Source organism: Stutzerimonas sp. NM35 (assembly GCF_054604355.1).
Genome location: NZ_CM137728.1, coordinates 2,016,248 through 2,040,191, shown reverse-complemented (window position 1 = coordinate 2,040,191; position 23,944 = coordinate 2,016,248). Strand labels below are relative to the sequence as shown.

Sequence of the window (23,944 nt, the reverse complement as noted above, 5' to 3'; positions counted from 1 at the left end):
GATGCCAGCCTACAAGGCTACCTATCTGGAAGAGGCTCTGGAAAGTGTGCTACGCCAGACCTATCGCCCATTGGAGCTGGTGATCTGTGATGATTGCCGCGACGATGATGTGCGCCAGGTTGTGAAGCGTTTTGCCGAGCGTGCGGATTTCAAAGTTAAATATAAACACAACCCGAAGCGTCTGAATGAGATAAAGAATCTGGCCCGCTGCATTCGGGTGGCTACAGGGGAATATATAAAGTTCCTCTATGATGATGATGTGCTTCAACCGAACTGTATAGCGTCGTTGCTGGAACTTATGCAAGGTGATCCTGATGTTTCGCTTGCCAGCTCCCGACGCCGGCGTATCGATGCTCAAGGTGTTCCTATTCTTGACATATATGCCACAGCCTATCCTTTTGACACTGATGTACTGATCGATGGTGAGCAACTCGTTTCATTCTTGGTCGACCATACGATCAACTTCATTGGCGAGCCCAGCTCTGTTATGTGTAGGCGTGCCGATGTATTGCCTATGGGCAAACAGCTAAGCACATTGAATGATGTGAGAGTAAAGTGGGTTGGTGATCTGGCCATCTATGCCAAGTTGTTGCGTAGTGGAAATCTGGCCATGCGCTGCGAGGCCCTATCCGATTTCAGGGTTTCAGAGGAGCAATTCAGCCAACAAGGCCGCGACCAGCCAGGTATCGGCGAAAAAGGCCACGCTGATTTCCGCCAGGCCATTCGCGATCTGGGCTGGTATCGCGCCGACGAGGACAACCGTTTTGTGCGAGTGGCTCCGATCACGCAGCTCAAAGCGCGGGTATTCAAGTCAGTCAATGTGCTCGCAGCCATTCAGCGAGCTGGAGGCCTGGGCAGTGTGCCGTTGTCTGCCTGGCTGGGCGAGCGGTGGCCCAGGGATGTACAGCAGGGGCTGATCGACCAGCGTCTGCAAGCCAATGCTGGCGGACCGCGTATTGCGGTAGTGGTGCTCGATGGCAAAGGCGAGGTGGAGGCGGTCGAGCGGACGCTGCTCAGCCTGGAAAACAAGAACCGATACCGCAATCTGGACGTTCGGGTGCTCTCGCCATTGGCTTTGCCGGGCGTCGAAGGGCGGGCCGAAGTGTTGCCGCTTGCCGATGGCCAGGAGGTGGCGGCACTCAATGCGGCGGCTGTCTCCAGCATGGCTGATTGGCTGCTGAGCGTGGAGGCGGGGGTTGAATTTACTACCAGCGGCCTGCTTATTGCCGCGCTGGATTTGCTAGGCGCGCCAGACTCCTGCCTGGCGGTGTATGCCGATGAGCTGATGCGCCTGGAGGATGGTGAGCACGGGATTGCCCTGCGCCCGGATCTGAACCTGGACTTGTTGCTCAGCTTCCCGGCGGGGCTTTCCCGGCACTGGCTGCTGCGGCGTGACGTTCTGTTGGAGCAAGGCGGTTTTGCAGCGGAGTGTGGCGAGGCGTTCGAGCTGGACTATCAGTTACGCCTGATCGAGCGCCATGGCCTGGCTTGTATCGGCCATATCAGTGAGCCTCTTCTGGCCAGTGACGCCTTCGCGCTACGGGATAGTCTGCAGGAGCGAGCGGTGATCGAGCGCCATCTGCAGGCTCGTGGTTATCAGCAGGCCCGAGTGGGCAGTCGTCTTCCGGGGCGTTACGAGCTGGACTACGGGCATGCACAGTTGGGCTCGGTGAGCATCCTGATCGTAGTCCAGGATCGTTTGCCGCAGATACAGCGCTGTATGGAAACCCTGCTGGAGCATACCGGGTACACCAATTACGAAGTGTTGTTGCTCGATCATGGCAACCAAGCTCCGGAGATGCGCGAGTGGCTGGCGGGTGTGGAGGCAATGGGAGCGGATCAACTGCGGGTGTTGCGCTTCGACTCCGCCTTGTCGCGTTCTGCCCTGTGCAATCAGGCAGCCCAACAGGCGAGGGGGGATTTTCTCCTGTGGTTGGGCGATGGCGCAGGGGTCATGGACAAGGACTGGTTGCAGCAATTGCTCAATCACGGCCAGCGTTCGGAAGTCGGTGCCGTGGGCGGCAAGCTGCTCTCGGCGGATGGCAAGGTGCGCCACGCCGGATTTTTGCTCGGTCTTTGTGGGCCAGCAGGGCGTGCCTTCGAGGGTGCCTCGTTCGACGATCCCGGCTATATGCAGCGTTTACAGGTCGAACAGAACTATTCGGCCCTCAGTGGTGAGTGCCTGATGATTCATCGCGAGGTTTTCCAGCAGGTCGGTGGTTTCGACGAAGCGCCTCTGCTGGCACGCTGGGCGGATGTGGACCTCTGCCTACGGCTGCAACAGGCAGGCTATCTGAATGTCTGGACGCCACGGGTACAGTTGCTGATGGTTGCACCTGCAGAAGTTGCGCCGACGGTGGCGGAAGACGATGCGATGTATGAGCGCTGGTTGCCTGTTATCGCGCGCGACCCGGCCTATAACCCTGGTTTCAGTTTGCAGGTCGAGCAGGGCTTCAAGCTGGCCGATCCGCAATTGTCCTGGCAGCCCTTGCAATCCTGGCGGCCTTTGCCGGTCGTACTGGGCCATCACGCGGATCGACAAGGGTGTGGCCATTACCGGATGATCCAGCCGTTCAACGCCATGCGAGATGCCGGATTGATCGAGGGGCATCTCTCGACGGGCCTGCTGTCGCCTGCAGAGTTGGCCCGTTATGCGCCGGATGTCGTTGTGTTGCAGCGAGCGGTGCTCGATGAGCAACTGGAAAAGATGCGCCGGATGCAGGCGTTCTCTGGGGCCTTCAAGGTTTTCGAGCTGGACGATTACCTGCCGAACCTGCCGATCAAAAGCATCCACCGTCTGCATATGCCCAAGGATATTCTCCGCAGCTTGCGGCGAGGGCTGGGGTATGTCGATCGTTTCGTGGTATCCACCCAGCCGCTGGCCGAGGCCTTCTCCGGGCTGCATGGCGATATCCGGGTGATCGAGAACCGCCTGCCTGCCGGTTGGTGGAAGGGCTTGCAGAGTGAGCGCCGCGTGGGTACGAAGCCCCGTGTCGGCTGGGCTGGAGGGGCAGGTCACACGGGCGATCTGGAGTTGATTGCCGATGTGGTCAAGGAGCTGGCTGATGAGGTCGAGTGGGTGTTCCTGGGTATGTGCCCGGACAAGCTTCGACCCTACATCCATGAATTCCACGCGGGTGTGTTCATCCATCAATACCCATCGGCGCTGGCCAGTCTGAATCTGGATTTGGCCCTTGCGCCGTTGGAGCAGAACCTGTTCAACGAATGCAAGAGTAATCTGCGCCTTTTGGAATACGGCGCCTGTGGTTTCCCGGTGATCTGCAGCGATGTGCGCTGTTTTCAGAGTGATGGCTTGCCGGTCACCCGGGTCAAGAACCGCTTCAAGGATTGGGTGGAAGCGATCCGGGCGCATATTAACGACCTCGATGCCGCCGCCAGGGCGGGGGATGAACTACGCACCGCTGTACTGAACGGCTGGATGCTTGAGGGTGAAAACCTCGAGGCGTGGCGCAAGGCGTGGTTGCCGGATTGAGCTGAGGTCTCGCTGAAGAAAACGCCATATGGGTTTGCTAATTGATATGGCGTTTGAGGATGAAGGAGCAGGTCTATCCCATCGTCCAGGGTAAAAATGAATCCTCAAGATCGTGTGGATTACGAGGCGGTCAGATTGTTTTCTTGCGCAATCCTTACAAGCGTGAGGATTTTTATGAGTTGACTGTCCTCCTTTCAGCCGTAGCATCGTTTGTATAAAGAGTATTTTGAGTGCAAAATAAGTGCGTGCTCTTTGTGCCAGGTGATACATCATGAATACCGTCCTGCAAGAACCCTTCGTTGAGCGGTTTCGCGAACCCAATACCCCATACTTGTCGCCGGCCAAGGTAGGTGACTTCTTCGGCTTTCGGGTACAGGAGCTGGCCGAGCGCGCTCATGTGCATCGCAACACCCCGACTGCCCGGCCCCAGGCCCCGCAGTTGCAGAAGTACCTGCAGGAGATGGTGAAGGTGCTGGCCGTTGCCACCGAGATGACTGGAAACCTGGAGCGGGCTGCCTTCCTGCTCCGCAATGAGCCGCTGCGGGCCTTCGGCTACAAGACTGCCGATGACTTGATTCAAGAAGGGCGGGCCGATGCGGTGATCGCCTATCTGGAGTCCCTCGCTGGCGGTGCTGCTGGATGATTTCGAGAACCCTTGGTGCGGACGAGGCCTGTTACCGGGTCATCGTGCCGGCCTACGCCAGCTCGCCGTTATCCGGTATGGGCGCGGCGCGCCAGGGTGGCCGTTTCAATCGCCCCAAGCAGGAGGCGCTGTACCTATCGCTGGATGAGGCGACGGCGCTGGCGGAGTACAAGCAGGACAATTCATGGCTGCGCCCAGGTACGATCTGCACCTTCTTCGTCAGTGGGCTGCGCGTGGCCGATTTGAGCGCTGGTTTCGATCCCGAGCACTGGTCATCGCTGTGGGCCGATTTCGCAGTGGACTGGCGGGCGGAATGGTTCGGCAGGTACGTCGAGCCGCCGACCTGGTATATGGCCGACGACGTGGTGGCGGTCGGTCTGGACGGCATCCTGTTTCCCTCCCAGGCGCGGCCAGGGGGGACCAACCTGGTGATCTACAGCAGTTCGGCCAGACCACCGGCGCAATTGCGCGTTTACGACCCGGATGGGGCGTTGCATAGGCTCGCTCAGCTCTGAGTAAGCCTTCTTCTGTGTGGCTTCAGCCGCGAAATTCGCGGATAAATCCGCTCCCACAAAAGCAGGATTACTCCACCAACACGTAACGGGGATATAGCCAAACACAAAGCCCCTCGCGGGAGAGCTTTCTTCTTCACGAACGCCTCAGCGGTCAGCGCCAATCTGCTTTTGTATTTGGATGTCCATTTCTTCCATGGCTTTTAAGAGTCCATTTTTCTCCTTGCTCGTGGCAGTAGATGTTGCTAACGCATGCCCCACGGTGTCTTTCGGTATTGTCAGTATGTTCTTGAATGTGACTGTCACCGAATTAGACCTTTTCGATTCTTGCTGAGAATTAACCTCTCCACCAATTCCAGCCCCCTCGCTGATAATCGGGGCTGATAGATCCACTTTCAGTTTGCCGCCATAGCTACTGTCTGCCGAAATATTGAACGTCACAGTCGCTGTATCAGCTATAAGTCCGGTTTTCACGCCACCTTGAGCATTGCGCATCTCGGTCAGCCCTTTTCCCACCTGCCGCATCGCTTCGACTAGGTCAATTGATGAAGCGTCTGTTTTCGTGTTCACGTTCTCCTTGGCTGTATGGTGAAAGCATCCAGTCAGTGGAACCAAGAGCAGCATCCAGATGATTTTTTTCATGACTTGCTCCTTGTGCTATTGAGTGACGATGGCCACACAAAGCAGCGTAGTAGCAAAACAATTTCAATGCTGATTCAGCTTCTCACACGCACCAACCTTCGATGGATTGCTGATGACGCAGGCGGACTCGGCCTCTCCGCCGCTTGCTCGGCCAGCACCTCCCGTGCTCGGTCCTCGATGAAGTCGAACACTTCCTGCGGCACGCTGTACTGGAACTGCTTGCGGCGGTTGCGCGAGACACTGCCGTTGTTGCTCAGGCACATCATTACCAGTTGCGTCAGGTCGCTGCCACGTACGTCGTAGCGTGCGTCGACGGCTTTGAATACCCGGTCGTAGACTTGGAGGAATTCGGTTTCCTCATGCAGTTCGACTTCCAACGCCTGCCTGGCCATTTCCAAGGTGAAAGCCACGCATGCGGTGGCATCCCAGTAGCGATAGATGCCCTCAGCCCCGGTGAACTCGAAGCTCAGGTTGTCTGCATCGAGCCAGAGCACTCGCCAGAACTCGCGGGCTGGTCGCGAAAAGCTTTGCAGGGCGTCGAGATACCGCTGTTCCTCGCGCTTCATCGCGACCGACACGGGCAACAGCAGGCCGTGGCTCATGGCACCGCTTCGGCATAGTGCCTGGTGGATCAGAAAGCGGGACAGGCGACCGTTACCGTCCATGAACGGGTGCAGGAAGACGAAGCCGAAGGCGGTGATGCCGGCGGCGACCAGTGGGTCGATCTGCAAGGGCGCTTCATTGGCGAAGCGCATCAGCTCTTCCATCAGCTCCCGGCAGAGTTCGGCAGGCGGTGGAACGTAGGTCACACCCGCTGCGCCGCGCAGGCCGTTGTTCAAGTGGTTCTGTTCGTGGCGGAAGGCTGCCGCCCGGTCGAACGGATTGCTGATCGTGCCGTTCTGCAGGGCGACCAGATAGACCTCGCTCAGGGGCTGGCGCTCATGGGCCTGCTTCAGGAGCTGGACGAAGCGCTCGGCCTTGTCGGCACTGGGCGCTTCTCGTTCGATGGCGAACGAGTCGTGGGTTTCGTGCAGATAGGCCCAACTCAGGGTCCTGTCCATCATGCCCGTGGGCAGGGCGCCGATGAAGTCCCGAGACTTGCCGAGAATGTCCAGCGCCAGCAGCGCCTCGATCTCGGGTGTCCGCTTCACCGTGGCGCAGTAGCGGAGTGTGCCGAGGCCATTGAAGTCCACCCGCCAGCGGGCATCGCGCCGTGTAGGACCGGTGATGTAGCGAATCGGATCGAACAGCGGCGTCGTGGCACCCCGCGGGCTGGCGTCGTGCTGCAGGCGGGTTCCGTTGAATGCTTCCCAGAGAAAGCAGGCCTTGCGGATATAGGCACCGCCAGGTGCCTTGCGCAGCTCGGTCAGCATGGCATCGGCTGGGATGCGCGGCAGCGCCTGGGCCAGCACGCCCAGGTTGACTCCTTCATGCTTGAGTGCGAACAGGATATGGGCGCAGTAGTCGCCTGATGGTGGCGCAAGGCGCTGGGGCACCGCGAGTTCGCCGCCCAGCAGCTCGATCCGCGTGACGGGCCTGATCACCGCGGGGCAGCGGATTGAGAAGACCTTCAGTTTCATGGCCTCGACCAGAAAGGCGTAGCCGACGAGCTGGCTCTTCATCCGCTGCTCCAGGACAGGATTATTTGAACAGGACGAACATTATTTGAAATATTGGAATCTGGGTATACAAAATTTAGGTCATGCCCTGTTGCGTGCTGGTGGGGTAATCCTGCTTTTGTGTGTGGCTTGAGCCACGAAGCCTTTGCTTGCCAGGTCAGCAGCACGAAGGCATGTGAAATGTGGCCTGTTTCAGCCCTGGCGCCGGTTTTATTCGCAACTGAAATTGCCTACAGGGGGACCAGACACTGTACCGGGCCATCGTGGGAGTGGACTTGTCCACGAGCTTTTAGGCGGGGCGCCATGAAAAGCTCGCGAATGAATTCGCTCCCACAAGGTCGGTGCAATGCCTGTGTAGCTCAAGCCCACCGCTCAGGTTTTCTGCATGCCTGCCGAAATGCTGTATGCATGGCCGGCAGTCATGGGGAAGTCAAGCGAGCAGGAAAATTTTTCTCGCCACTCCCCTAAAGCTTTCGAGGTCAGCGCCGAAATAGAGATTGAATGCGAACTTTATGGGTGCCTGGGTAAGTTCCCTCCCCAAGGTCGCACACTCAGGCAAACAAGCTAGGTCCGATGGAGGACACACATCATGGCTTTGACCGTCAATACTAACGTTGCTTCCCTGAACACTCAGCGCAACCTCAGCAATTCTTCCAGTGCACTGCAGACCACCATGCAGCGCCTGTCCACCGGTAGCCGTATCAACAGCGCCAAGGACGATGCCGCCGGCCTGCAGATATCCAACCGCCTGGGTAGCCAGATCAGCGGCCTGAATGTTGCGGTGAAGAACTCCAACGATGGTATTTCCATGGCGCAGACCGCTGAAGGCGCTCTGCAGCAGTCCACCAATATCCTGCAGCGTATGCGTGACCTGTCCCTGCAGGCGGCCAACGGCTCCAACAGCGACTCTGAGCGTACCGCACTTAACGATGAAGTCACCCAGTTGAAGAAAGAGCTGGATCGTATCAGCAACACTACTACTTTCGGTGGTCGTCAGTTGCTCAATGGCGACTTCGGAACTGCCAGCTTCCAGGTCGGTGCGGCTGCCAACGAGATGATCAGTGTATCCATCGGCGAGATGAGTTCTAAATCGCTTGAGGCCACGCACTTCGAAACGACGCTCGAAGCTGCGACGATTAGCGATACAGGCGGGAAACTGGCTGCAAGTGGTTCAGTCACGGTAGGGTTCTCGGTCAACGGTAAAACGTATAGTGTAGATGCCAATTTGAAGGCCGGTGATACTGCCAAAGACGTCAATCAGAAGATTGCTGCGGCAATCAACGATACCAACTCGGGCGTGGGTGCTTTCGTCAGTGATGCTGGCGAGATAACTATTGTCTCCAAAGGCAGCGATGCAGATGCTACTCAAGCAGCAGTAAGCGGTGTGACCGTTACCACTACCGGAGCTGCAACGGTTACAGCGGGTACCGCGACTGACCCGGTTGACGGTACTCAGACTACGATAAAGGAAATCAATCTGACGACTGCTCAGGGGGCTCAGATTGCCGTATTGGCGATCGACGAGGCGATCAAGTCCATCGACTCACAGCGTGCCGAGCTCGGTGCGGTGCAGAACCGCTTCGAGAACACCATTGCCAACCTGCAGAACATCGGCGAAAACGTCTCGGCAGCGAAAGGTCGTATCCAGGATACCGACTACGCCGCTGAAACTGCTGCGCTGAGCAAGAACCAGATCCTGCAGCAGGCCGGTACGGCGATTCTGGCCCAGGCCAACCAGCTGCCGCAGGCGGTGCTCAGCCTCCTGCAGTAAGCGAACAGGTAGGTCTGCAATAACTGCGGGAGGAAGTGCTTGAGCGCTTCCTCCCGTTTTGCCGTTGCGAGGTGATAAAAATGGATATTGCGATTTCAACCCGGCTACCGACCCAAACGGCACAGGCGCAGGGGCAGCAGGAGGCGCCGCGAGGTGTTACGGGCAGGCAGAGCGATTCCGCGGTTGCCGGTAATGCTGCTTCAGCCGAACAGCAGCAGGCGGTTAGCGTCGAATCGCTTGGTGAAGCCGTTGCGAGCATCAAGGATTTCGTACAGACCATTCGCCGTGATCTGAGTTTCGATCTGGATGATTCCAGTGGCAAGATGGTCGTCAAGGTGACGGATCGTTCTACGGGCGAGGTGGTGCGGCAAATTCCCACTGAAGAAGCGCTGCGTCTGGCCGAAAACCTGGAAGAGGCACGCAGTCTGTTGTTCAAGGCCCAAGCGTAGCGGCGCGATTCTTGCTGTTGCTGGGCTTTGGCTTTAAAACGTCAACCCTATGACGAGGTGATGGAAATGGCAGGTATCACAGGTATTGGCTCAGGCATGGACATCGATGCGATGGTCGGTGCTTTGGTTGCAGCGGAGAAGGCGCCAAAAGAGGCGCAGTTGGCCCGCCTGGAGACTGCCAACACCACCAAGATTTCCGCATTGGGTACGCTGCGTACGGCCTTGAGCAGCTTCCAGACGGCGCTCAAGGATCTGAACGACATCAAACTGTTCGAGAACCGTTCCGCCAAATCGTCCAATACCGATCTGCTGACCGCTACGGCCAGCAAGACTGCCCAGTCGGGCACCTACAACGTCAAGATCGAACAGTTGGCCACAGGTAGCAAAACGGCTACTTCCGCGCTGGCCAGTGATTTCGAAACGTCCGCCGCCGGCACTTTGACGGTCAAGGTGGGTGACGGACAAGGCATTGATGTTGCAATCGGCGAAGGTGCTTCGCTGACGCAAGTGAAGGATGCGCTGAATGCGGCGCTCAAGGATTCGGGCGTTACCGCCAATCTGCTGACCGATCCCAGTTCGGGGGAGACGCGTCTGGTGATGTCTTCCACCAATACGGGGGTGGGCAAGGACGTTTCCATCAGCGCCAGCGAAGGGCTGGAAGAACTGGACATTGATACATCTGAAGGGTCGGCTCATGTGCTGGAGCGCGCGCAGAACGCCAAATTCAGCATTGACGGTTTGGCGATGCAAAGCGCGGCCAACAAGATTGAAAACGCCATTCCCGACGTGACGCTGAATCTGGTTGCGGCGGATGATAAAAAGACGATTAAGGTCACGGTTGCACAGGACAAGGATGGTGTGACCGCCAACATCAAGAAGTTCGTCGATGCCTACAACAATCTGATCAAGACAACCAACTCGCTGACCAGGGTGACCAAGATCGGTGAGGACGGTATACCGTCGACTGGGGGGCTGGTGGGTGACTCCAGCGTTCGCAGCATACTTTCCGGCATCCAGAACGAGCTGATTTCGGTTGGAGGGGAGAATGGCGGCGTGCGGATTTTGTCCGATCTCGGCATCACCACCCAGAAGGATGGTACGCTGGCGATCGATGACAAGAAGTTGAAGACTGCGCTCGAGAATAATTTCGATGCCGTCGGGAGCTTCTTTACCGGTGAAGCAGGGTTGATGAGCCGTCTGAATAATCGGGTCGATGGTTTCAATCAGACCGGGGGTATTCTGGCGCAGCGGGTTTCCGGCCTGGAGGCAACCAAATCCGATATCGCTGCCCAGCGCGAGAAGCTGACGCTGCGGATCGAGTCGATGACTGCTCGTCTCTATTCCCAATTCAACGCCATGGACAGCATGGTCGCGCAGCTTTCCAATACCAGCAGTTGGTTGGAATCTACTCTTTCCAGCCTGCCAGGCGTGGTCAAGAAGAGCAGTAAATAAGCGCTCTCGACCGTAAGGCGTAGCGCCGCTCTTGCCCTTGTAGGCGCGAGCTGGACCGTTCCCACGAAGCCCTGCGCACACCGCACATCCTGTGCAAGCGGAGGCCACTGGGTGCTTGGGCTTTTTATTGTCGCCGCGCAATCTTCGGGTTTTCTGTAGGGCCGAATTCATTCGGCTATGTCCCCGTTACGTGTTGGTGGAGCAATCCTGCTTTTGTGGGAGCGGACTTGTCCGCGAATCGATGCCCGAGCATCGGCGTGGCTCCATTCGCGGCCAAGGCCCCTCCCACGATGGCCGCGTGCATACCGATCCTGTGGCAGCCCGGTAGGGTGGATCACGCTTTACCGATCCACCGAGGCGGAGTCGCGGTGGATGTAAAAAGCGACATCCACCCTACGCGTTTTGTAGGAGCGAGCCATGCTCGCGAACAAAAGCCCATACTTCGATACGGAATCACTTCGCGGGCATGGCCCGCTCCCACGAAGGCAAGAGCCCAGCATGTCTGTAGCGTGAAACCTGCTCCGGAACTTTATTGACCGCCCCGTTAAAGCTACGGTGAGGCATGCCGATAAAGGGTTATTCCCGCCACAAATGGAGCGCAATTCCCATGTATGCAATGGCAGCCATGAAGCAGTATCAATCGGTCAATACCAATGCGCAGCTTGTGGATGCGAGCCCGCACCGTCTCATTCAGATGTTGATGGAGGGTGGCCTTACTCGTCTTGCCCAGGCGCGTGGCGCGATGGAGCGGGGCGATGTGGCGCTGAAGGGCACACTGATCGGCAAAGCAGTGGATATCGTTGGAGGGCTGCGTGAGGCCCTGAACCAGGAGGCGGGCGGCGAAGTGGCGGCTAATCTGGATAACCTCTACGCTTACATGACTGCTCGCTTGCTCGAAGCGAACCTGAAAAACGATTCGACAATTCTCGATGAGGTAGCCGGGTTGTTGCGCGAAGTCAAAGCCGGCTGGGACGGTATCGCCCAGTAGGGCTGGGTATCAGCGACCTGTTAATGACGAGCGCATCGTCAACTGTTGGACTCTCGGAAGGCACGTATGCAACCCATTATTCAGTCACTTGAAGCGCTCCAGGCAGATTTGCGTGAAGCGCTGGCTCAGCTGGACTGGGAAGCGATAGGCGCGCTGGATGTGCAGTGCCGCGAGCTGGTTGGCGAAGTAGGTGACAATGGCGACCCTGCACTGCGCGAGCAGGTCGAGGCCCTGTCGAAACTCTATGCCGAGCTGCAGCACGCAGCTCGGGAAGAGCGTGAAAGAATCGCCGCCGATCTGACCAGGCTCAATCAGTCAAAGCAGGTCAATCGGGCATACGAGAGCCTTGGCTGAAGGCTGCCGAAACTATCGTCCCTGTAGCTCGGATTAGCCGTAGGCGTAATCCGACAGCTATGCCGACTTCAGAGAGATGAAGGTCTACAGGGTCAGTGTCGTGATTTGATTGACACTGATGATTTGGCCACTCCAGATCATCTCGTAATGGGCGGTCTGAATCATCGATGTCACAGACCTTGGGGTCATCAGAGCCCAGCAGACGTTGCCTGGAGAGCGGACCGAGTTGTAGCGCAAGCCAGGGCATCCTTCCCGTTTTGTTTCGTGCCCCAGTCGTCGAGAGTGACTGTAGTCATCCGGGGCGTATACCGGATCGGTCAGCGGTATCACCGTGGCGTCTCTCATCCGGGCATCGCTAAAGCTGCAGCTCAGGCCTCTGAAGGTAAATCTCTCGTAATTCAGACCCTGCACCTTCGACCAGTAGCGCCCTTGGTGATGACGCACCTCGGCAATCGCGGTGTCCATCCTGTCGGCCAGATAGAGTATGCCGAAGCTGCCATCGCTGAAGCGTGACCCGTCCGGGTTTACGTGGGTGAAAGGGGCTGTTGCATAGGAGCAGCCAGGAATGCCGAAAGGGATTTCGTCGCGAGCAACCAGCTCCAGTCGGCCAATTTCGTTCTGCAGCCTTGGGTTCGTGATTGCCTGCAGCTGGTATATCGCGTCGAAGTCCCTGGCATCAGCGACATCATCGAACAAGGCAATGGGCGGAAATCTGGAGTTGACCAGGCGGTAAGCCTGAAGGCTCTCGCCGCTTGAAACGGCGAGGCTGCCAAGAGTCACCATTGAGCGCTCCTCAGGGCGTCGATCCGCCTGAACGTTTCGTACAGGGAGATCATGTCGCCCTGAGCCATGATGTCCAGCGGCGTGCGCCCATTGAAGAATTCATTGTGGTTTTCCATCGTAGGGAAACCATAGACATTTTCGGGATTGTCGAAAATGAGGCGAAGCGCTGCATGGATATTCAACACCATGCTGATGCGCTGCAGTTGGTCGGCGTCCAGTCCGACGGACCACTCGGAATCACGTTGCCTGGCGCGGGTGTAAGTGCTGCGTGAAATACGCAGGATCCGGCAGGCCTGCTCGGAGGAGGCGGTCCATTTGTCCAGGATATGCAGTGCTGCACGCAGGCCGGCAACACATTGCTCTTTTGAAAAGTCGAGAGCTTGAATGGCTGTTGTCATGGCTGCCCCTTGGTAATGCTCTGTAGACTCGAAAGTATATTAAATGAGTCTATAGATCAATTGCCGGGGTGCTCTAGAGTATTCATTGCCCAATAAAAAAGGCCACCCATTTCTGAGTGGCCTTTCGTATTTGGTTGCGGGAGCCGGATTTGAACCGACGACCTTCGGGTTATGAGCCCGACGAGCTACCAGACTGCTCCATCCCGCGTCTGTGGGCCGGCATTTTACAGGCTGCCGTGCTTCTGTCAACTCACTTTCGCCGGAAAGCGTTTCTTCAGGCGCTTAAGCTTAGCGTTCAGTCGGGATGCAGGTGCACTGTTCGACCTGGTGCACCCCAAAATGCAAAAGGCCACTCATTTCTGAGTGGCCTTTCGTATTTGGTTGCGGGAGCCGGATTTGAACCGACGACCTTCGGGTTATGAGCCCGACGAGCTACCAGACTGCTCCATCCCGCGTCTGTGGCCGGCATTCTACAGCTTTCCGAACTGTTGTCACGGTTTATGTTTGGAAAAGTATTTAGCCATCAAATGCTTGGATGATTGCCGAGCCTTCGCTACGGCAAAGTGCTGCGTCGATCAGCCATCCGATCTGGTGCGTGGCGCACTTGCTGGCCGTTTGCTTGCCTAAGCATTCAGGTGAATGGTGGAGGTGTGCTCATGCGACGCTTTCTTGTATGTACGTTTGGCTGTGCAGCGATGCTTGCGGCCATGGGGATAAGCGCTCAGGAGTCTGTGGCCCAGAATACTGGCCCGGTCGACCGTGGGGCAGGCAATGGTTCGATGGGGATGGGGGACGGTATCGGTTATCCCGCCGAATCTTCCAGGGATGCAGATGCCCCTGACAGACAGAAGCCTAAATGGATCGATGCGCAGAATCCTGACCCCAAGGCCGAGACGGGCCATGGTGGTAATGAGACGGATATGGAACATCGTCGTCGCCCGAGATTGGGCGATGACTGAGCGGATGAATTCAATCGTACAGGCAGACCCCGTACAATGCCGCTCTTTTTCGGCGAGCATCGTGACCCATGCAGATTGCCCTGGCGCCCATGGAGGGGCTGGTTGATGAGATCCTGCGCGACGTGCTGACCCGTGTGGGCGGTGTGGACTGGTGCGTAACCGAGTTTATCCGCGTGTCGGATCGGCTGTTGCCGAACTCAAGCTTTCGCAAGCTGGCAGCGGAACTCGATAGCGGTGCGCGAACACGCGCCGGTACGCCAGTGCGGGTACAGTTGCTGGGCTCCGATCCGGCCTGCGTTGCCGATAATGCGGCGCGCGCATGCAGCCTTGGCGCCCCGGCTATCGATCTCAATTTCGGCTGCCCGGCCAGAACGGTGAACAAGTCCCGTGGTGGCGCCGTGTTGCTCAACGAGCCCGAGCTGTTGCATGCGATCCTGCGCGAAGTGCGGCGGGCCGTGCCGGCGGATATTCCGGTTACGGCCAAGATGCGCCTGGGTTTCGACAGCCCGGACGGTGCACTGGATTGCGCGCGTGCCCTGGTTGCCGGGGGCGCCGAGCAACTGGTGGTGCATGCGCGCACCAAGACCGATGGCTACAAGCCGCCGGCGCACTGGGAGTGGGTGGCGAAGGTGCAGGAGGCGGTTGCGGTGCCGGTGTTCGCCAATGGCGATATCTGGTCGCTGGATGACTGGCGGCGTTGCCGGGAAGTGAGCGGCGTGGAGGACATCATGCTGGGGCGCGGGCTGGTCTGTCGGCCTGATCTGGCGCGACAGATCAACGCCGCCAGAAACGGTTTGGAAGTCGAGCCCATGAGCTGGACCTGCCTTCAGCCTTTACTGGCCGATTTCTGGCTGCAGGCGCGGCGCAAGATGTCCCCGCGCTATGCGCCGGGCCGGTTGAAGCAATGGGTTTCCATGTTGACGCGCAGTTATCCGCAGGCCGTTGCGCTGTTCGATCAGTTGCGCCGCGAGAGCGATTGCGAGCGAATCGACCGGCTGCTGGGGCTGGAGGAGAGTCCTGTGGGGCATTACCCGTAGGGTTGAATTCATTCGACCGCAGAGGCGAAGGCCGAACAAGTTCGGCCCTGCGAGCCCTGCCTTAGTCTGCCTTCGGAATCACTTAGCGCCCACCGCTGACATCTAGCAATGCTCCACTGGTGTAGCTGGCCTTTTCGCTGGCCAGCCAGAGAATCGCTTCGGCCACTTCTTCAGCGCTGCCACCGCGACCCATGGGCACGCTGGTGCTGACGCGCGCAACGCGGCCCGGTTCGCCACCGCTGGCGTGAATGTCGGTGTCGATGACCCCCGGTCGCACGGCATTGACGCGGATGCCCTCGGCGGCGACTTCCTTGGCCAGGCCCAGGGTCATGCTGTCGATGGCGCCTTTGGCAGCGGCGTAGTCGATGTATTCGTTGGGTGCGCCAAGCCTGGCGGCGATGGAGGACACATTGACGATGGCGCCGCCGTTGCCGCCATGCCGGCTGGACATGCGTTTGACGGCTTCACGGGCGCAGAGAAAACTGCCGGTGACGTTGACGGCGAAGACACGCGCCAGGCGTGCGGCGTCCATTTCGTCCAGGCGCATCTGGCGCTCCAGCATGCCGGCGTTGTTGACCAGGACGTCGAGCCTGCCGAATTCGGCGTCCAGGGTGGCGAAGAGCCGGATGACCTGAGCTTCGTCTGCCACGTCGGCGGCTACCGCGATGGCGGGTGCGCCGGTGCTTTTCAGCTCTTCGAGCAATTGCTGTGCGGCATCCTGGCGATGATGGAAGTTCAGGCACAGCGCATAACCTTCAGCGGCAGCGCGCCTGGCGGTGGCGGCGCCAATCCCGCGGCTGGCACCTGTGATCAGCATGACTCTGGGCATAAAAAGCTCCGACGAACGGTCTTGAAATGAACCGGGCAGTTCCTATCTAGGGCAACACAGGATGCCGAATTCGGGTTCTGTGGCAACCACTCGCTGAATATCAGGAGATCGCAAAATGACCAGTTTTTCCATGGCTCCACTGTTTCGCCAATCCATCGGCTTTGATCGTTTCAACGATCTGTTCGAGTCTGCCCTGCGCAACGATGCGAACAGCTCATTCCCGCCCTACAACGTGGAGAAGCACGGTGACGACCAGTACCGCATCATCGTAGCAGCTGCAGGCTTTCAGGAGTCCGATCTGGACCTGCAGGTCGAGCGGGGCGTGCTTACCATCAGTGGCGGCAAGCGTGAGAGCGGTGCGGAAAATGTCACCTATCTGCACCAGGGCATCGCCCAGCGAGCCTTCAAGCTGTCGTTCCGCCTGGCCGATCACATAGAAGTCAAAGGCGCAGCGCTCGACAATGGCCTGCTGAGCATCGACCTCGAACGCATCGTGCCGGAAGAGGCCAAGCCCAAGCGCATTCCGATCAGCGCCGCTGGCAAGCGTCCTGCGCTCGAAGGCTGAACTGTCGAAAGGGCGTCGCAAGACGCCCTTTCAGTTTTGAATGTCTGACTGCGTACGCAGCAACTCCGCGAATTGTGTGTATGGCAGCGGGTGGCTGAACAGATAGCCTTGATACAGATGGCAGTCCTGCAATTGCAGCAGGTCCAGTTGCCCCTGCTGCTCGACGCCTTCGGCAATCACTTCCAGCCCCAGGCTTTTGGCCATGCTTACAATGGCGCGGATGATCTCGGCGTCGTTGCCATTGTCCAGTGCGTCACGCACGAAGGATTGGTCGATCTTCAGCAAATCAACCGGCAGCCGTTTGAGGTAGGTAAGGGAGGAATAGCCCGTGCCGAAGTCGTCCATGGCAAAGCTCACGCCGTGCCTGCGCAGGCGATGCATCTTGATGATGGTGTCGTCCAGATTCTCGATGACGATGCCTTCGGTGATTTCCAGTTTGATCATCTGCACCGGCAGGGCGGTTTCATTGATTGCTGCGAGAATCCGTTCAACGAAGTCGTTCTGACGGAACTGGCGCGGGCTGATGTTGATGCACAGGCTGAACGCATCGGCGCGGACCAGACCAGACGCCAATAGCGAGGCCGTCATCCGACAGACTTCGCCGATGACCCAGGCGCCGACCTCGATGATCAGGCCGCTGTCTTCCAGCACATCGATGAAATGCGCAGGTGAGCGCAGACCCTGCTCGGGATGCTGCCAGCGCAACAGTGCCTCGGCTCCGATGATCGTTCCTGAGCGCGAATCGACCTGTGGTTGCAGGAACAGCTCGAACTCGTTGTGCAGCAGCGCCAGGCGCAGTTCTCCTTCCAGCTGCAGACGGGTGCTGGCGGCTTCCTGCATGGTGCTCTGGAACAGTTGAATGGCGTTGCGCCCGGCATCCTTGGCCCGATACAGCGCGATATCGGCTCGTTTGAGCAGGTCAGCCGGCGTCTCGCCGTGATCAGGAATCAGGGCGATGCCGATGCTGGGCGTGACCTGCAGCCGGTTGCCCTCGCAGACCATGGGGTCGGCCAGCAGTTTTCGCAGCTTTTCGGCGACCTCGCGTACGTAGCGAGTGATTTCTGCGCGTTTACCGCTGAGGCCGGTCAGTAGAATCACGAATTCGTCGCCACCGAGGCGGGCAACGGTATCTTCCTGGCGAATGCTGGTTTGGAGGCGTGCGGTAATGGTCTTCAGCACTGCATCGCCAACCGGATGGCCGAGCGAATCGTTGATGTGCTTGAAATGATCGAGATCGAGGAATAGCAGTGCGCCGCGCAGGCTGTGGCGTTTGTGCAGTGCGATCTGCTGCACCAGGCGATCCATGAGCAGCGCACGGTTGGGGAGGTTGGTCAGTGGGTCGTGATAGGCCAGGTGATGAATCTGCGCGTGGGCGGCCTTCAGTTGGCTGGTGTCACGTGCCGTCAGCAGGATGCATTCGGTGCCGTTGAGCTCGATGACTTCTACCGATACCTCGATGTGCTTGAGCTGGCCATGACGGTCCTGGGCATGTATTTCCTGGTTGCATACGCGACCGTCACGCTCAAGCACTTCGAGAATCTGCTGGCGCTGCTCGCCGGGCCAGATGGCGAGTTCGGCGGCGGTGCGTCCGATGACTTCGTGCGGACGGTAGCCGGTGAGGCGATGAAAGCCTTCGTTGACTTCGATGAAACGCCCGCTGCTGCGCTCGCTGATGGTGATGGCGTCGGGGCTGGAATGAAACGCCTTGGCGAATTTGGTCTCGCTGGCCCTGAGCGCTGCCTCAGCCCGTTGCCGCGTGGTGATATCACGAAAAGTGGTGATGATGCAGAGCCGCCGCTCGATGCGAATGAAGCGGCTGGATACCACACAGGTGACGGCAGTCCCATCGCGGGTGCGGAACTGGGCCTCGACGCTGTCCAGATGCTGGTCGCGGCTGAGCTGTTGGTAGAGGACCTGCCGTTGCTCGTCGTCCTGCCAGAAACCGATCTGTGGCGCGTCGAGCCCGATGATTTCGCTGGCTGGCCAGCCGAAGGTCCGGGTGAAGCTGGGGTTGACCTCAAGGAAAATGCCATCGCGAATGCGCGACAGACTGATGGCGTCCGGGCTGCCCTGGAATAGGGTCGCGAACTTGGCTTCCGAGGCTGCCGCTTGCTGTTCGCGCAACACCCGCTCGGTGATGTCCATGACGATACCGGCCATGCGCAGAGGCGCGCCGTGCTCGTCATAGTAGAGTTTGGCGATACTCTCCAGGTGGCGCACCGTACCGTCGCACAGCTGTGCCTGATAGATGACCTGGTAATCCCGGCGCTGACCGGCCAGCAGCTCGCGATAGGTCTGGCGCATGGTCTGACGGTCTTCGGGAAGAATGCAGGCGAAAAAATCCCTGAAAGGCCCGTGATAGGGGCCTTCGATAACACCCTGCAGTTCGGAGGCGCGGGCTGAGGCATAAAGGGTATCGCTGGGAATGTGCCAGTCCCAGGTGCCCAGTTCGACCGAGTTGAGCGCCAGGCTGAGGCGCTCCTGGCTGTCTTCCAGTTCTTGCGCCTGGTGAATTTCTTCGCTGATGTCGCGCACTACACCGACCAGTATGGGCTGGCCAGTTTCGTTGCTCTGACGTTGTCCGCGCAGCTCCAGCCAGCGCTGTGAGGCATCGGGCCAGTGGATGCGGTGACGGATGATGAAATGTGCGTTCTGCTCGCTCAGCGCCATGCGAAAGCGCTCGCGGACCATCGGGCGATCCTCCGCAGCTACCAGGTGTGAATATTCGGTGTCGATGGGGATCTGCCGCTCGGCACCAAACCCGAAGAGCCTCTGGGTGCCTTCAGACCACAACACCGACCCGGTATACGGGTCCCATGACCAGACACCGAGATTGGCCCCATTGAGTACGCTGGCAAGGTGAGCGGTATTCTGAAAAGCCTCGCTTGATCCGGTCGTGCAGAGGTAAGAGCGGGGCGAGCGTTTGTCGAGGGACATGAGTAACGATTCCGTGATGTGCCGCACCAACGCATCCCGGCGGCTACGGCGCGGCCATACGCCATATTTATTCTAGTGCGCGACGTTAGCCGTAGATGATGGCAATATGCAAGCATCCCGTTCAGAGTCGAGCAACGCCATGAATGCTCTGGCAGCATTGGACAGGGTTCGTTCGGTATGAACGATGTAGCCGAGCTGGCGCTCAAGCTGCACGCTGGGGACAGACAGGCGCACCACCTGTTCGTCCAGCATGGTACGCGGCAGCACGCTCCAGGCGATGCCGATGGAGACCATCATCTTGATGGTCTCCAGATAATTGGTGCTCATGGTGATATTCGGTTGCAGCTCTTCGCGCTCGAAAAGTCGTTGAGCGATATGGTGGGTAAAGGTGTTGTCGCCCGGGAAAACCGCTGGATGGTTGGCCACGTCTGCAAGCGAGACCTCGGGCATCCGCGCCAATGGATGTTCGGGCGCCACGACGAAATCCAGCGGATCGTCCCATACCCGGCTCGCACGTACTGGTGGTGCGGTGTGTGGCGCTAGGGTAATGACCGCCAGTTCGGCGCGGCCATGCAGCACGTCCTCATAGGCGATTTCCGAGTCGAGAAAGCGAATGTCCAGCGTCACTGCAGGATGGGCGCGGGTGAAGGTACGCAGCAAGGGTGGCAGGCGATGCAGGCCGATGTGATGGCTGGTCGCCAGGCACAGCCGACCGCTGACGTCACCGTTGAGGTTGGTCAAGGCACGCCGCGTGTCGTCCAGTACGCTGAGAATCCGGTAGGCGCGCGGCAGCAGGGCGCGCCCGGCTTCGGTCAGGCCGATCTCCCGGCCCAGGCGATCGAACAGGCGCACGCCGAGTTGGGATTCCAGGGCCGCAAGACGTTTGCTCACGGCGGGCTGAGTCAGGTGCAGGCGCTCGCCGGCCAGGGAAAAGCTGCCGGTTTCGGCGATGGCGATAAAGGCGTTGAGGTTGGCCAGGTCCATGATTTCCTCGTAAAAACCGATAAAAGCGCTGGAGGCTGGACGATAGTGTTCAGGCCGGGCTTGTTCGTTCAGCCTCAAGCCTATAGCGCTTTTTTCGATTCCTCAAAGGAATGCATCGGATAAAAAATATGAATTTGAGTAATCGCGTGTAAACCCATAGCATCACCCCATAAGCGAAAGGGCTATTTGCCCCGCATAAAAAAGCAGATGAGGAAAGTCCGATGGCCGGCAAAACGCTCTACGACAAGCTCTGGGAAATGCACGAAGTGAAGCGGCGTGACGATGGTTCGTCGCTGATCTATATCGATCGTCACATCCTCCATGAAGTGACTTCGCCGCAGGCGTTCGAGGGGTTGCGTCTGGCCGGGCGCAAGCCGTGGCGCATCGACGCCAACATCGCCACCCCCGACCACAACGTCCCGACCACCAGGGGCGAGCGCCAAGGCGGCCTGGAAGCCATTGCCGATGAGGTTTCGCGTATTCAGGTGCAGACCCTGGACGAGAACTGCGACGAGTTCGGCATTCTCGAATTCAAGATGAACGACGTGCGCCAGGGCATCGTCCACGTGATCGGCCCGGAGCAGGGCGCAACGCTGCCCGGCATGACCGTGGTCTGCGGTGACTCGCACACCTCCACCCACGGCGCCTTCGGTGCGCTGGCCCACGGCATCGGCACGTCCGAAGTCGAGCATGTGCTCGCGACCCAGTGCCTGGTGGCCAAGAAGATGAAGAACATGCAGGTGCGCGTCGAAGGCAAACTGCCATTCGGCGTCACTGCCAAGGACATCGTGCTCGCCGTGATCGGCAAGATCGGCACCGCTGGCGGCAACGGTCATGCCCTGGAGTTCGCCGGTAGCGCCATCCGCGAGCTGTCCATGGAAGGCCGCATGACCATCTGCAACATGTCCATCGAGGCCGGTGCCCGCGTGGGCATGGTGGCCTGTGACGAGAAGACCGTCGCCTATGTCGAAGGCCGTCCTTATGCGCCCAAGGGCGCGGACTGGCAAAAGGCGGTCGAGGCCTGGAAGGATCTGGTGTCCGACGAAGACGCGGTGTTCGACACCGTCATCGAACTGAAGGCCGAGGACATCAAGCCGCAGGTCAGCTGGGGCACGTCCCCTGAAATGGTTCTGGCCGTCGATCAGCAGGTGCCGGACCCGGCTGCCGAAGCCGATCCGGTCAAGCGCGATTCCATCGAGCGCGCCCTGAAGTACATGGGCCTGCGTGCCAGCCAGCCGATCACCGAGATCCAGCTGGATCGCGTGTTCATCGGTTCCTGCACCAACTCGCGCATCGAGGATTTGCGTGCGGCTGCCGAGGTGGCCAAAGGTCGCAAAGTGGCCGCTACGGTCAAGCAGGCGATGGTGGTGCCGGGCTCGGGTCTGGTCAAGCAGCAGGCCGAAGCCGAAGGGCTGGACAGAATTTTCCTCGAAGCGGGCTTCGAGTGGCGCGAGCCGGGCTGCTCCATGTGCCTGGCGATGAACCCTGACAAGCTGGGCAGTGGTGAGCATTGTGCGTCCACTTCAAACCGCAACTTCGAAGGCCGCCAGGGCGCTGGTGGGCGTACCCACCTGGTCAGCCCGGCCATGGCTGCGGCGGCGGCGGTGACCGGCCATTTCATCGACGTTCGCGAACTGATCCAGGCCTGAGGAGCAACAGCATGAAAGCATTCACCCAACACACCGGCCTGGTCTGTCCGCTGGATCGCGCCAACGTCGACACCGACCAGATCATTCCCAAGCAGTTTCTCAAATCCATCAAGCGCACCGGTTTCGGTCCGAACCTGTTCGACGAGTGGCGCTATCTGGATGTCGGCCAGCCGAACCAGGACTGCTCCAACCGCCCGGTGAACAAGGAGTTCGTGCTGAACTTCCCGCGCTACCAGGGTGCCAGCGTGCTGCTGGCACGTGAGAATTTCGGCTGCGGCTCGTCGCGTGAACATGCGCCCTGGGCACTGGATGAATACGGCTTCCGCGCGATCATCGCGCCGAGCTTCGCCGACATCTTCTACAACAACAGCTTCAAGAACGGTCTGCTGCCGATCATCCTCGCCGAAGCCGAGATGGATGAGCTGTTCGAGCAGGCCGAGGCGACCGAGGGTTATCAGCTCACCGTTGACCTCGCCGCCCAGACCGTGACCCGCCCGGACGGCAAGCAGTACGGCTTCGAAGTCGACGCTTTCCGCAAGCACTGCCTGCTCAACGGTCTGGACGACATCGGCCTGACCCTGCAGGACGCCGACGAGATCCGCGCGTTCGAGGAAAAACACCGTCAGAACCAGCCCTGGCTGTTCGGCGCAATCAAGGCGTGAAGCCGAAGCCTTCGGCTTTTAGGGCTGAAGGCTGGAGGCTGGACGAGAACGCGGACAGCTCTTTCGTTCAGCCTCCAGCCTTCCAGCCTCCAGCGACATAACTCATCGAGATGACGGATAGCGATATGGCAAAACAGATTCTGATCTTCCCCGGCGACGGTATCGGCCCGGAAATCATGGCCGAGGCGGTCAAGGTGCTGCAGCTGGCCAACGACAAGTTCCAGCTCGATTTCGAACTGAGCTATGACGAGCTGGGCGGGGCGGCCATCGACAAATATGGCGTGCCGCTGGCTGATGAAACCCTGGAGCGTGCGCGTGCCGCCGATGCCATTCTACTGGGGGCTGTCGGCGGCCCGAAATGGGACACTATCGACCCGGCCATTCGCCCGGAGCGCGGCCTGCTGAAGATTCGATCGCAGCTGGGGCTGTTCGGCAACCTGCGTCCGGCGCTGCTGTATCCGCAATTGGCCGAAGCGTCGAGCCTGAAGCCGGAGATCGTTGCCGGCCTGGACATCCTCATCGTGCGTGAGCTGACCGGCGGCATCTATTTCGGTCAGCCGCGCGAGAGCAAAGTGTTGGAAAATGGCGAGCGCATGGCCTACGACACGCTGCCCTATAGCGAGAGCGAAGTTCGGCGCATCGCCAAGGTCGGTTTCGACATGGCCATGGTGCGCAACAAGAAGCTCTGCTCGGTGGACAAGGCCAACGTGCTGGCGTCCAGCCAGTTGTGGCGTGCGGTGGTCGAAGAAGTCGCCCGGGACTACCCGGAGGTGGAGCTGAGCCACATGTACGTGGACAACGCCGCCATGCAACTGGTCCGTGCACCCAAGCAGTTCGACGTGATGGTCACCGACAACATGTTCGGCGACATCCTCTCGGATGAGGCTTCCATGCTTACCGGTTCCATCGGCATGCTGCCGTCCGCTTCGCTGGATGCCAGCAACAAGGGTATGTACGAGCCATGCCACGGCTCGGCGCCGGACATTGCCGGTCAGGGCGTCGCGAATCCGCTGGCGACCATCCTCTCGGTGTCGATGATGTTGCGTTACAGCTTCAGTCAGGCGGCTGCAGCGGACGCCATCGAGCGGGCAGTCAGCGATGTGCTCGACCAGGGCCTGCGTACCGGAGATATCTGGTCCGAAGGTTGCACCAAGGTCGGTACCCAGGCGATGGGCGATGCAGTAGTCGCGGCGCTCGCGAAGTTGTAATCTCTTGGCC

Annotated in this window: 21 protein-coding genes and 2 tRNA genes; 14 read left to right on the top strand and 9 right to left on the bottom strand. The window is 59.2% G+C overall.

Features of this window, described 5'->3' with window-relative positions; translation table 11 throughout:
- Position 1: 1 nt before the first annotated feature.
- The 3 genes from ACYCFC_RS09550 to ACYCFC_RS09540 all read left to right on the top strand — a co-directional run bounded on the left by ACYCFC_RS09550 (position 2) and on the right by ACYCFC_RS09540 (position 4,651).
- A complete protein-coding gene (locus ACYCFC_RS09550) occupies positions 2 to 3,493 on the top strand; it encodes a glycosyltransferase (protein ID WP_459653973.1) in 3,492 nt (1,163 codons plus the stop codon).
- A 271-nt stretch (positions 3,494 to 3,764) separates the two neighbouring features.
- Complete coding sequence (locus ACYCFC_RS09545; RefSeq protein ID WP_459653803.1) at positions 3,765 to 4,136, top strand: MbcA/ParS/Xre antitoxin family protein; 372 nt, start codon at positions 3,765 to 3,767, stop codon at positions 4,134 to 4,136.
- The gene (locus ACYCFC_RS09540; protein WP_459653802.1) at positions 4,133 to 4,651 is read left to right on the top strand and encodes an RES family NAD+ phosphorylase; all 519 of its coding nucleotides are present in this window, start codon (positions 4,133 to 4,135) and stop codon (positions 4,649 to 4,651) included. The genes ACYCFC_RS09545 and ACYCFC_RS09540 overlap by 4 nt, the downstream gene beginning before the upstream one ends.
- A 144-nt stretch (positions 4,652 to 4,795) precedes the next feature.
- Here the strand turns inward: ACYCFC_RS09540 and ACYCFC_RS09535 are convergent, their stop codons facing one another.
- Positions 4,796 to 5,290: a hypothetical protein gene (locus tag ACYCFC_RS09535; RefSeq protein ID WP_459653801.1), complete on the bottom strand. Its 495-nt coding sequence runs from the start codon at positions 5,288 to 5,290 to the stop codon at positions 4,796 to 4,798.
- A 74-nt stretch (positions 5,291 to 5,364) separates the two neighbouring features.
- Positions 5,365 to 6,912: a Fic family protein gene (locus ACYCFC_RS09530; protein WP_459653800.1), complete on the bottom strand. Its 1,548-nt coding sequence runs from the start codon at positions 6,910 to 6,912 to the stop codon at positions 5,365 to 5,367.
- 586 nt (positions 6,913 to 7,498) lie between these two features.
- On the opposite strand from ACYCFC_RS09530, the gene ACYCFC_RS09525 reads away from it, so the two are divergent.
- From ACYCFC_RS09525 to fliT, 5 genes are all read left to right on the top strand, one after another.
- Positions 7,499 to 8,680, top strand: coding sequence for a flagellin (locus ACYCFC_RS09525; protein ID WP_459653799.1), 1,182 nt, complete (start codon positions 7,499 to 7,501; stop codon positions 8,678 to 8,680).
- Positions 8,681 to 8,715: 35 nt separating this feature from the next.
- Complete coding sequence (locus ACYCFC_RS09520; RefSeq protein ID WP_459653798.1) at positions 8,716 to 9,129, top strand: flagellar protein FlaG; 414 nt, start codon at positions 8,716 to 8,718, stop codon at positions 9,127 to 9,129.
- Between the two features lie 66 nt (positions 9,130 to 9,195).
- Positions 9,196 to 10,581 carry a flagellar filament capping protein FliD gene (gene fliD / locus ACYCFC_RS09515; RefSeq protein ID WP_181086489.1) on the top strand — a complete coding sequence of 462 codons (1,386 nt, stop codon included), beginning with the start codon at positions 9,196 to 9,198 and terminating at the stop codon, positions 10,579 to 10,581.
- 607 nt (positions 10,582 to 11,188) lie between these two features.
- A complete protein-coding gene (gene fliS, locus ACYCFC_RS09510) occupies positions 11,189 to 11,569 on the top strand; it encodes a flagellar export chaperone FliS (protein WP_181086490.1) in 381 nt (126 codons plus the stop codon).
- 66 nt (positions 11,570 to 11,635) lie between these two features.
- On the top strand, positions 11,636 to 11,923 hold the full coding sequence (gene fliT / locus ACYCFC_RS09505; RefSeq protein ID WP_459653797.1) for a flagellar protein FliT: 288 nt from the start codon (positions 11,636 to 11,638) through the stop codon (positions 11,921 to 11,923).
- An 84-nt stretch (positions 11,924 to 12,007) separates the two neighbouring features.
- Here fliT and ACYCFC_RS09500 read toward each other — a convergent pair whose 3' ends face one another.
- From ACYCFC_RS09500 to ACYCFC_RS09485, 4 genes are all read right to left on the bottom strand, one after another.
- Entirely contained in the window at positions 12,008 to 12,706 is a 699-nt protein-coding gene (locus tag ACYCFC_RS09500; RefSeq protein WP_459653796.1) for an RES family NAD+ phosphorylase, read from the bottom strand.
- The gene (locus ACYCFC_RS09495) at positions 12,700 to 13,104 is read right to left on the bottom strand and encodes an antitoxin Xre-like helix-turn-helix domain-containing protein (protein WP_459653795.1); all 405 of its coding nucleotides are present in this window, start codon (positions 13,102 to 13,104) and stop codon (positions 12,700 to 12,702) included. The genes ACYCFC_RS09500 and ACYCFC_RS09495 overlap by 7 nt, the downstream gene beginning before the upstream one ends.
- Before the next feature lie 131 nt (positions 13,105 to 13,235).
- Positions 13,236 to 13,312 (bottom strand) — tRNA-Met (locus ACYCFC_RS09490).
- Positions 13,313 to 13,482: 170 nt separating this feature from the next.
- Positions 13,483 to 13,559: transfer RNA gene (locus ACYCFC_RS09485), tRNA-Met, on the bottom strand.
- Positions 13,560 to 13,760: 201 nt separating this feature from the next.
- Here ACYCFC_RS09485 and ACYCFC_RS09480 point away from each other — a divergent pair.
- Positions 13,761 to 14,063, top strand: coding sequence for a hypothetical protein (locus tag ACYCFC_RS09480; protein ID WP_181086494.1), 303 nt, complete (start codon positions 13,761 to 13,763; stop codon positions 14,061 to 14,063).
- 68 nt (positions 14,064 to 14,131) lie between these two features.
- Positions 14,132 to 15,100: a tRNA dihydrouridine synthase gene (locus tag ACYCFC_RS09475; protein WP_459653794.1), complete on the top strand. Its 969-nt coding sequence runs from the start codon at positions 14,132 to 14,134 to the stop codon at positions 15,098 to 15,100.
- 82 nt (positions 15,101 to 15,182) lie between these two features.
- On the opposite strand, the gene ACYCFC_RS09470 is transcribed toward ACYCFC_RS09475, so the two are convergent.
- The gene (locus ACYCFC_RS09470) at positions 15,183 to 15,929 is read right to left on the bottom strand and encodes an SDR family oxidoreductase (protein WP_459653793.1); all 747 of its coding nucleotides are present in this window, start codon (positions 15,927 to 15,929) and stop codon (positions 15,183 to 15,185) included.
- Between the two features lie 115 nt (positions 15,930 to 16,044).
- On the opposite strand from ACYCFC_RS09470, the gene ACYCFC_RS09465 reads away from it, so the two are divergent.
- Positions 16,045 to 16,494, top strand: a complete 450-nt coding sequence (locus ACYCFC_RS09465) for an Hsp20 family protein (RefSeq protein ID WP_181086497.1) — start codon at positions 16,045 to 16,047, stop codon at positions 16,492 to 16,494.
- Positions 16,495 to 16,524: 30 nt separating this feature from the next.
- Here the strand turns inward: ACYCFC_RS09465 and ACYCFC_RS09460 are convergent, their stop codons facing one another.
- Complete coding sequence (locus ACYCFC_RS09460; protein WP_459653792.1) at positions 16,525 to 19,431, bottom strand: EAL domain-containing protein; 2,907 nt, start codon at positions 19,429 to 19,431, stop codon at positions 16,525 to 16,527.
- 72 nt (positions 19,432 to 19,503) lie between these two features.
- A complete protein-coding gene (locus ACYCFC_RS09455; RefSeq protein WP_181086499.1) occupies positions 19,504 to 20,415 on the bottom strand; it encodes a LysR family transcriptional regulator in 912 nt (303 codons plus the stop codon).
- Between the two features lie 221 nt (positions 20,416 to 20,636).
- Between ACYCFC_RS09455 and leuC the strand changes: the two genes are divergently transcribed.
- The 3 genes from leuC to leuB all read left to right on the top strand — a co-directional run bounded on the left by leuC (position 20,637) and on the right by leuB (position 23,934).
- Complete coding sequence (gene leuC / locus ACYCFC_RS09450; RefSeq protein WP_459653791.1) at positions 20,637 to 22,064, top strand: 3-isopropylmalate dehydratase large subunit; 1,428 nt, start codon at positions 20,637 to 20,639, stop codon at positions 22,062 to 22,064.
- An 11-nt stretch (positions 22,065 to 22,075) separates the two neighbouring features.
- Positions 22,076 to 22,726 (top strand): 3-isopropylmalate dehydratase small subunit, encoded by a 651-nt coding sequence (gene leuD, locus ACYCFC_RS09445; protein ID WP_181086501.1) that lies wholly within the window; start codon positions 22,076 to 22,078, stop codon positions 22,724 to 22,726.
- Between the two features lie 125 nt (positions 22,727 to 22,851).
- Positions 22,852 to 23,934 (top strand): 3-isopropylmalate dehydrogenase, encoded by a 1,083-nt coding sequence (gene leuB, locus ACYCFC_RS09440; protein ID WP_181086502.1) that lies wholly within the window; start codon positions 22,852 to 22,854, stop codon positions 23,932 to 23,934.
- Positions 23,935 to 23,944: the final 10 nt, after the last annotated feature.

What these genes read in the sequence shown, in the direction of transcription:
- ACYCFC_RS09540 (WP_459653802.1), top strand. Translation starts at nt 4,133, where the DNA reads ATGATTTCGAGAACCCTTGGTGCGGACGAGGCCTGTTACCGGGTCATC.
- ACYCFC_RS09495 (WP_459653795.1), bottom strand. Translation starts at nt 13,104, where the DNA reads ATGACAACAGCCATTCAAGCTCTCGACTTTTCAAAAGAGCAATGTGTT.
- ACYCFC_RS09470 (WP_459653793.1), bottom strand. Translation starts at nt 15,929, where the DNA reads ATGCCCAGAGTCATGCTGATCACAGGTGCCAGCCGCGGGATTGGCGCC.
- ACYCFC_RS09465 (WP_181086497.1), top strand. Translation starts at nt 16,045, where the DNA reads ATGACCAGTTTTTCCATGGCTCCACTGTTTCGCCAATCCATCGGCTTT.
- leuD (WP_181086501.1), top strand. Translation starts at nt 22,076, where the DNA reads ATGAAAGCATTCACCCAACACACCGGCCTGGTCTGTCCGCTGGATCGC.
- ACYCFC_RS09530 (WP_459653800.1), bottom strand. Translation starts at nt 6,912, where the DNA reads ATGAAGAGCCAGCTCGTCGGCTACGCCTTTCTGGTCGAGGCCATGAAA.
- fliS (WP_181086490.1), top strand. Translation starts at nt 11,189, where the DNA reads ATGTATGCAATGGCAGCCATGAAGCAGTATCAATCGGTCAATACCAAT.
- ACYCFC_RS09545 (WP_459653803.1), top strand. Translation starts at nt 3,765, where the DNA reads ATGAATACCGTCCTGCAAGAACCCTTCGTTGAGCGGTTTCGCGAACCC.
- ACYCFC_RS09550 (WP_459653973.1), top strand. Translation starts at nt 2, where the DNA reads ATGCCAGCCTACAAGGCTACCTATCTGGAAGAGGCTCTGGAAAGTGTG.
- fliT (WP_459653797.1), top strand. Translation starts at nt 11,636, where the DNA reads ATGCAACCCATTATTCAGTCACTTGAAGCGCTCCAGGCAGATTTGCGT.
- ACYCFC_RS09475 (WP_459653794.1), top strand. Translation starts at nt 14,132, where the DNA reads ATGCAGATTGCCCTGGCGCCCATGGAGGGGCTGGTTGATGAGATCCTG.
- fliD (WP_181086489.1), top strand. Translation starts at nt 9,196, where the DNA reads ATGGCAGGTATCACAGGTATTGGCTCAGGCATGGACATCGATGCGATG.
- leuC (WP_459653791.1), top strand. Translation starts at nt 20,637, where the DNA reads ATGGCCGGCAAAACGCTCTACGACAAGCTCTGGGAAATGCACGAAGTG.
- ACYCFC_RS09500 (WP_459653796.1), bottom strand. Translation starts at nt 12,706, where the DNA reads ATGGTGACTCTTGGCAGCCTCGCCGTTTCAAGCGGCGAGAGCCTTCAG.
- ACYCFC_RS09535 (WP_459653801.1), bottom strand. Translation starts at nt 5,290, where the DNA reads ATGAAAAAAATCATCTGGATGCTGCTCTTGGTTCCACTGACTGGATGC.
- ACYCFC_RS09455 (WP_181086499.1), bottom strand. Translation starts at nt 20,415, where the DNA reads ATGGACCTGGCCAACCTCAACGCCTTTATCGCCATCGCCGAAACCGGC.
- ACYCFC_RS09525 (WP_459653799.1), top strand. Translation starts at nt 7,499, where the DNA reads ATGGCTTTGACCGTCAATACTAACGTTGCTTCCCTGAACACTCAGCGC.
- ACYCFC_RS09460 (WP_459653792.1), bottom strand. Translation starts at nt 19,431, where the DNA reads ATGTCCCTCGACAAACGCTCGCCCCGCTCTTACCTCTGCACGACCGGA.
- ACYCFC_RS09480 (WP_181086494.1), top strand. Translation starts at nt 13,761, where the DNA reads ATGCGACGCTTTCTTGTATGTACGTTTGGCTGTGCAGCGATGCTTGCG.
- leuB (WP_181086502.1), top strand. Translation starts at nt 22,852, where the DNA reads ATGGCAAAACAGATTCTGATCTTCCCCGGCGACGGTATCGGCCCGGAA.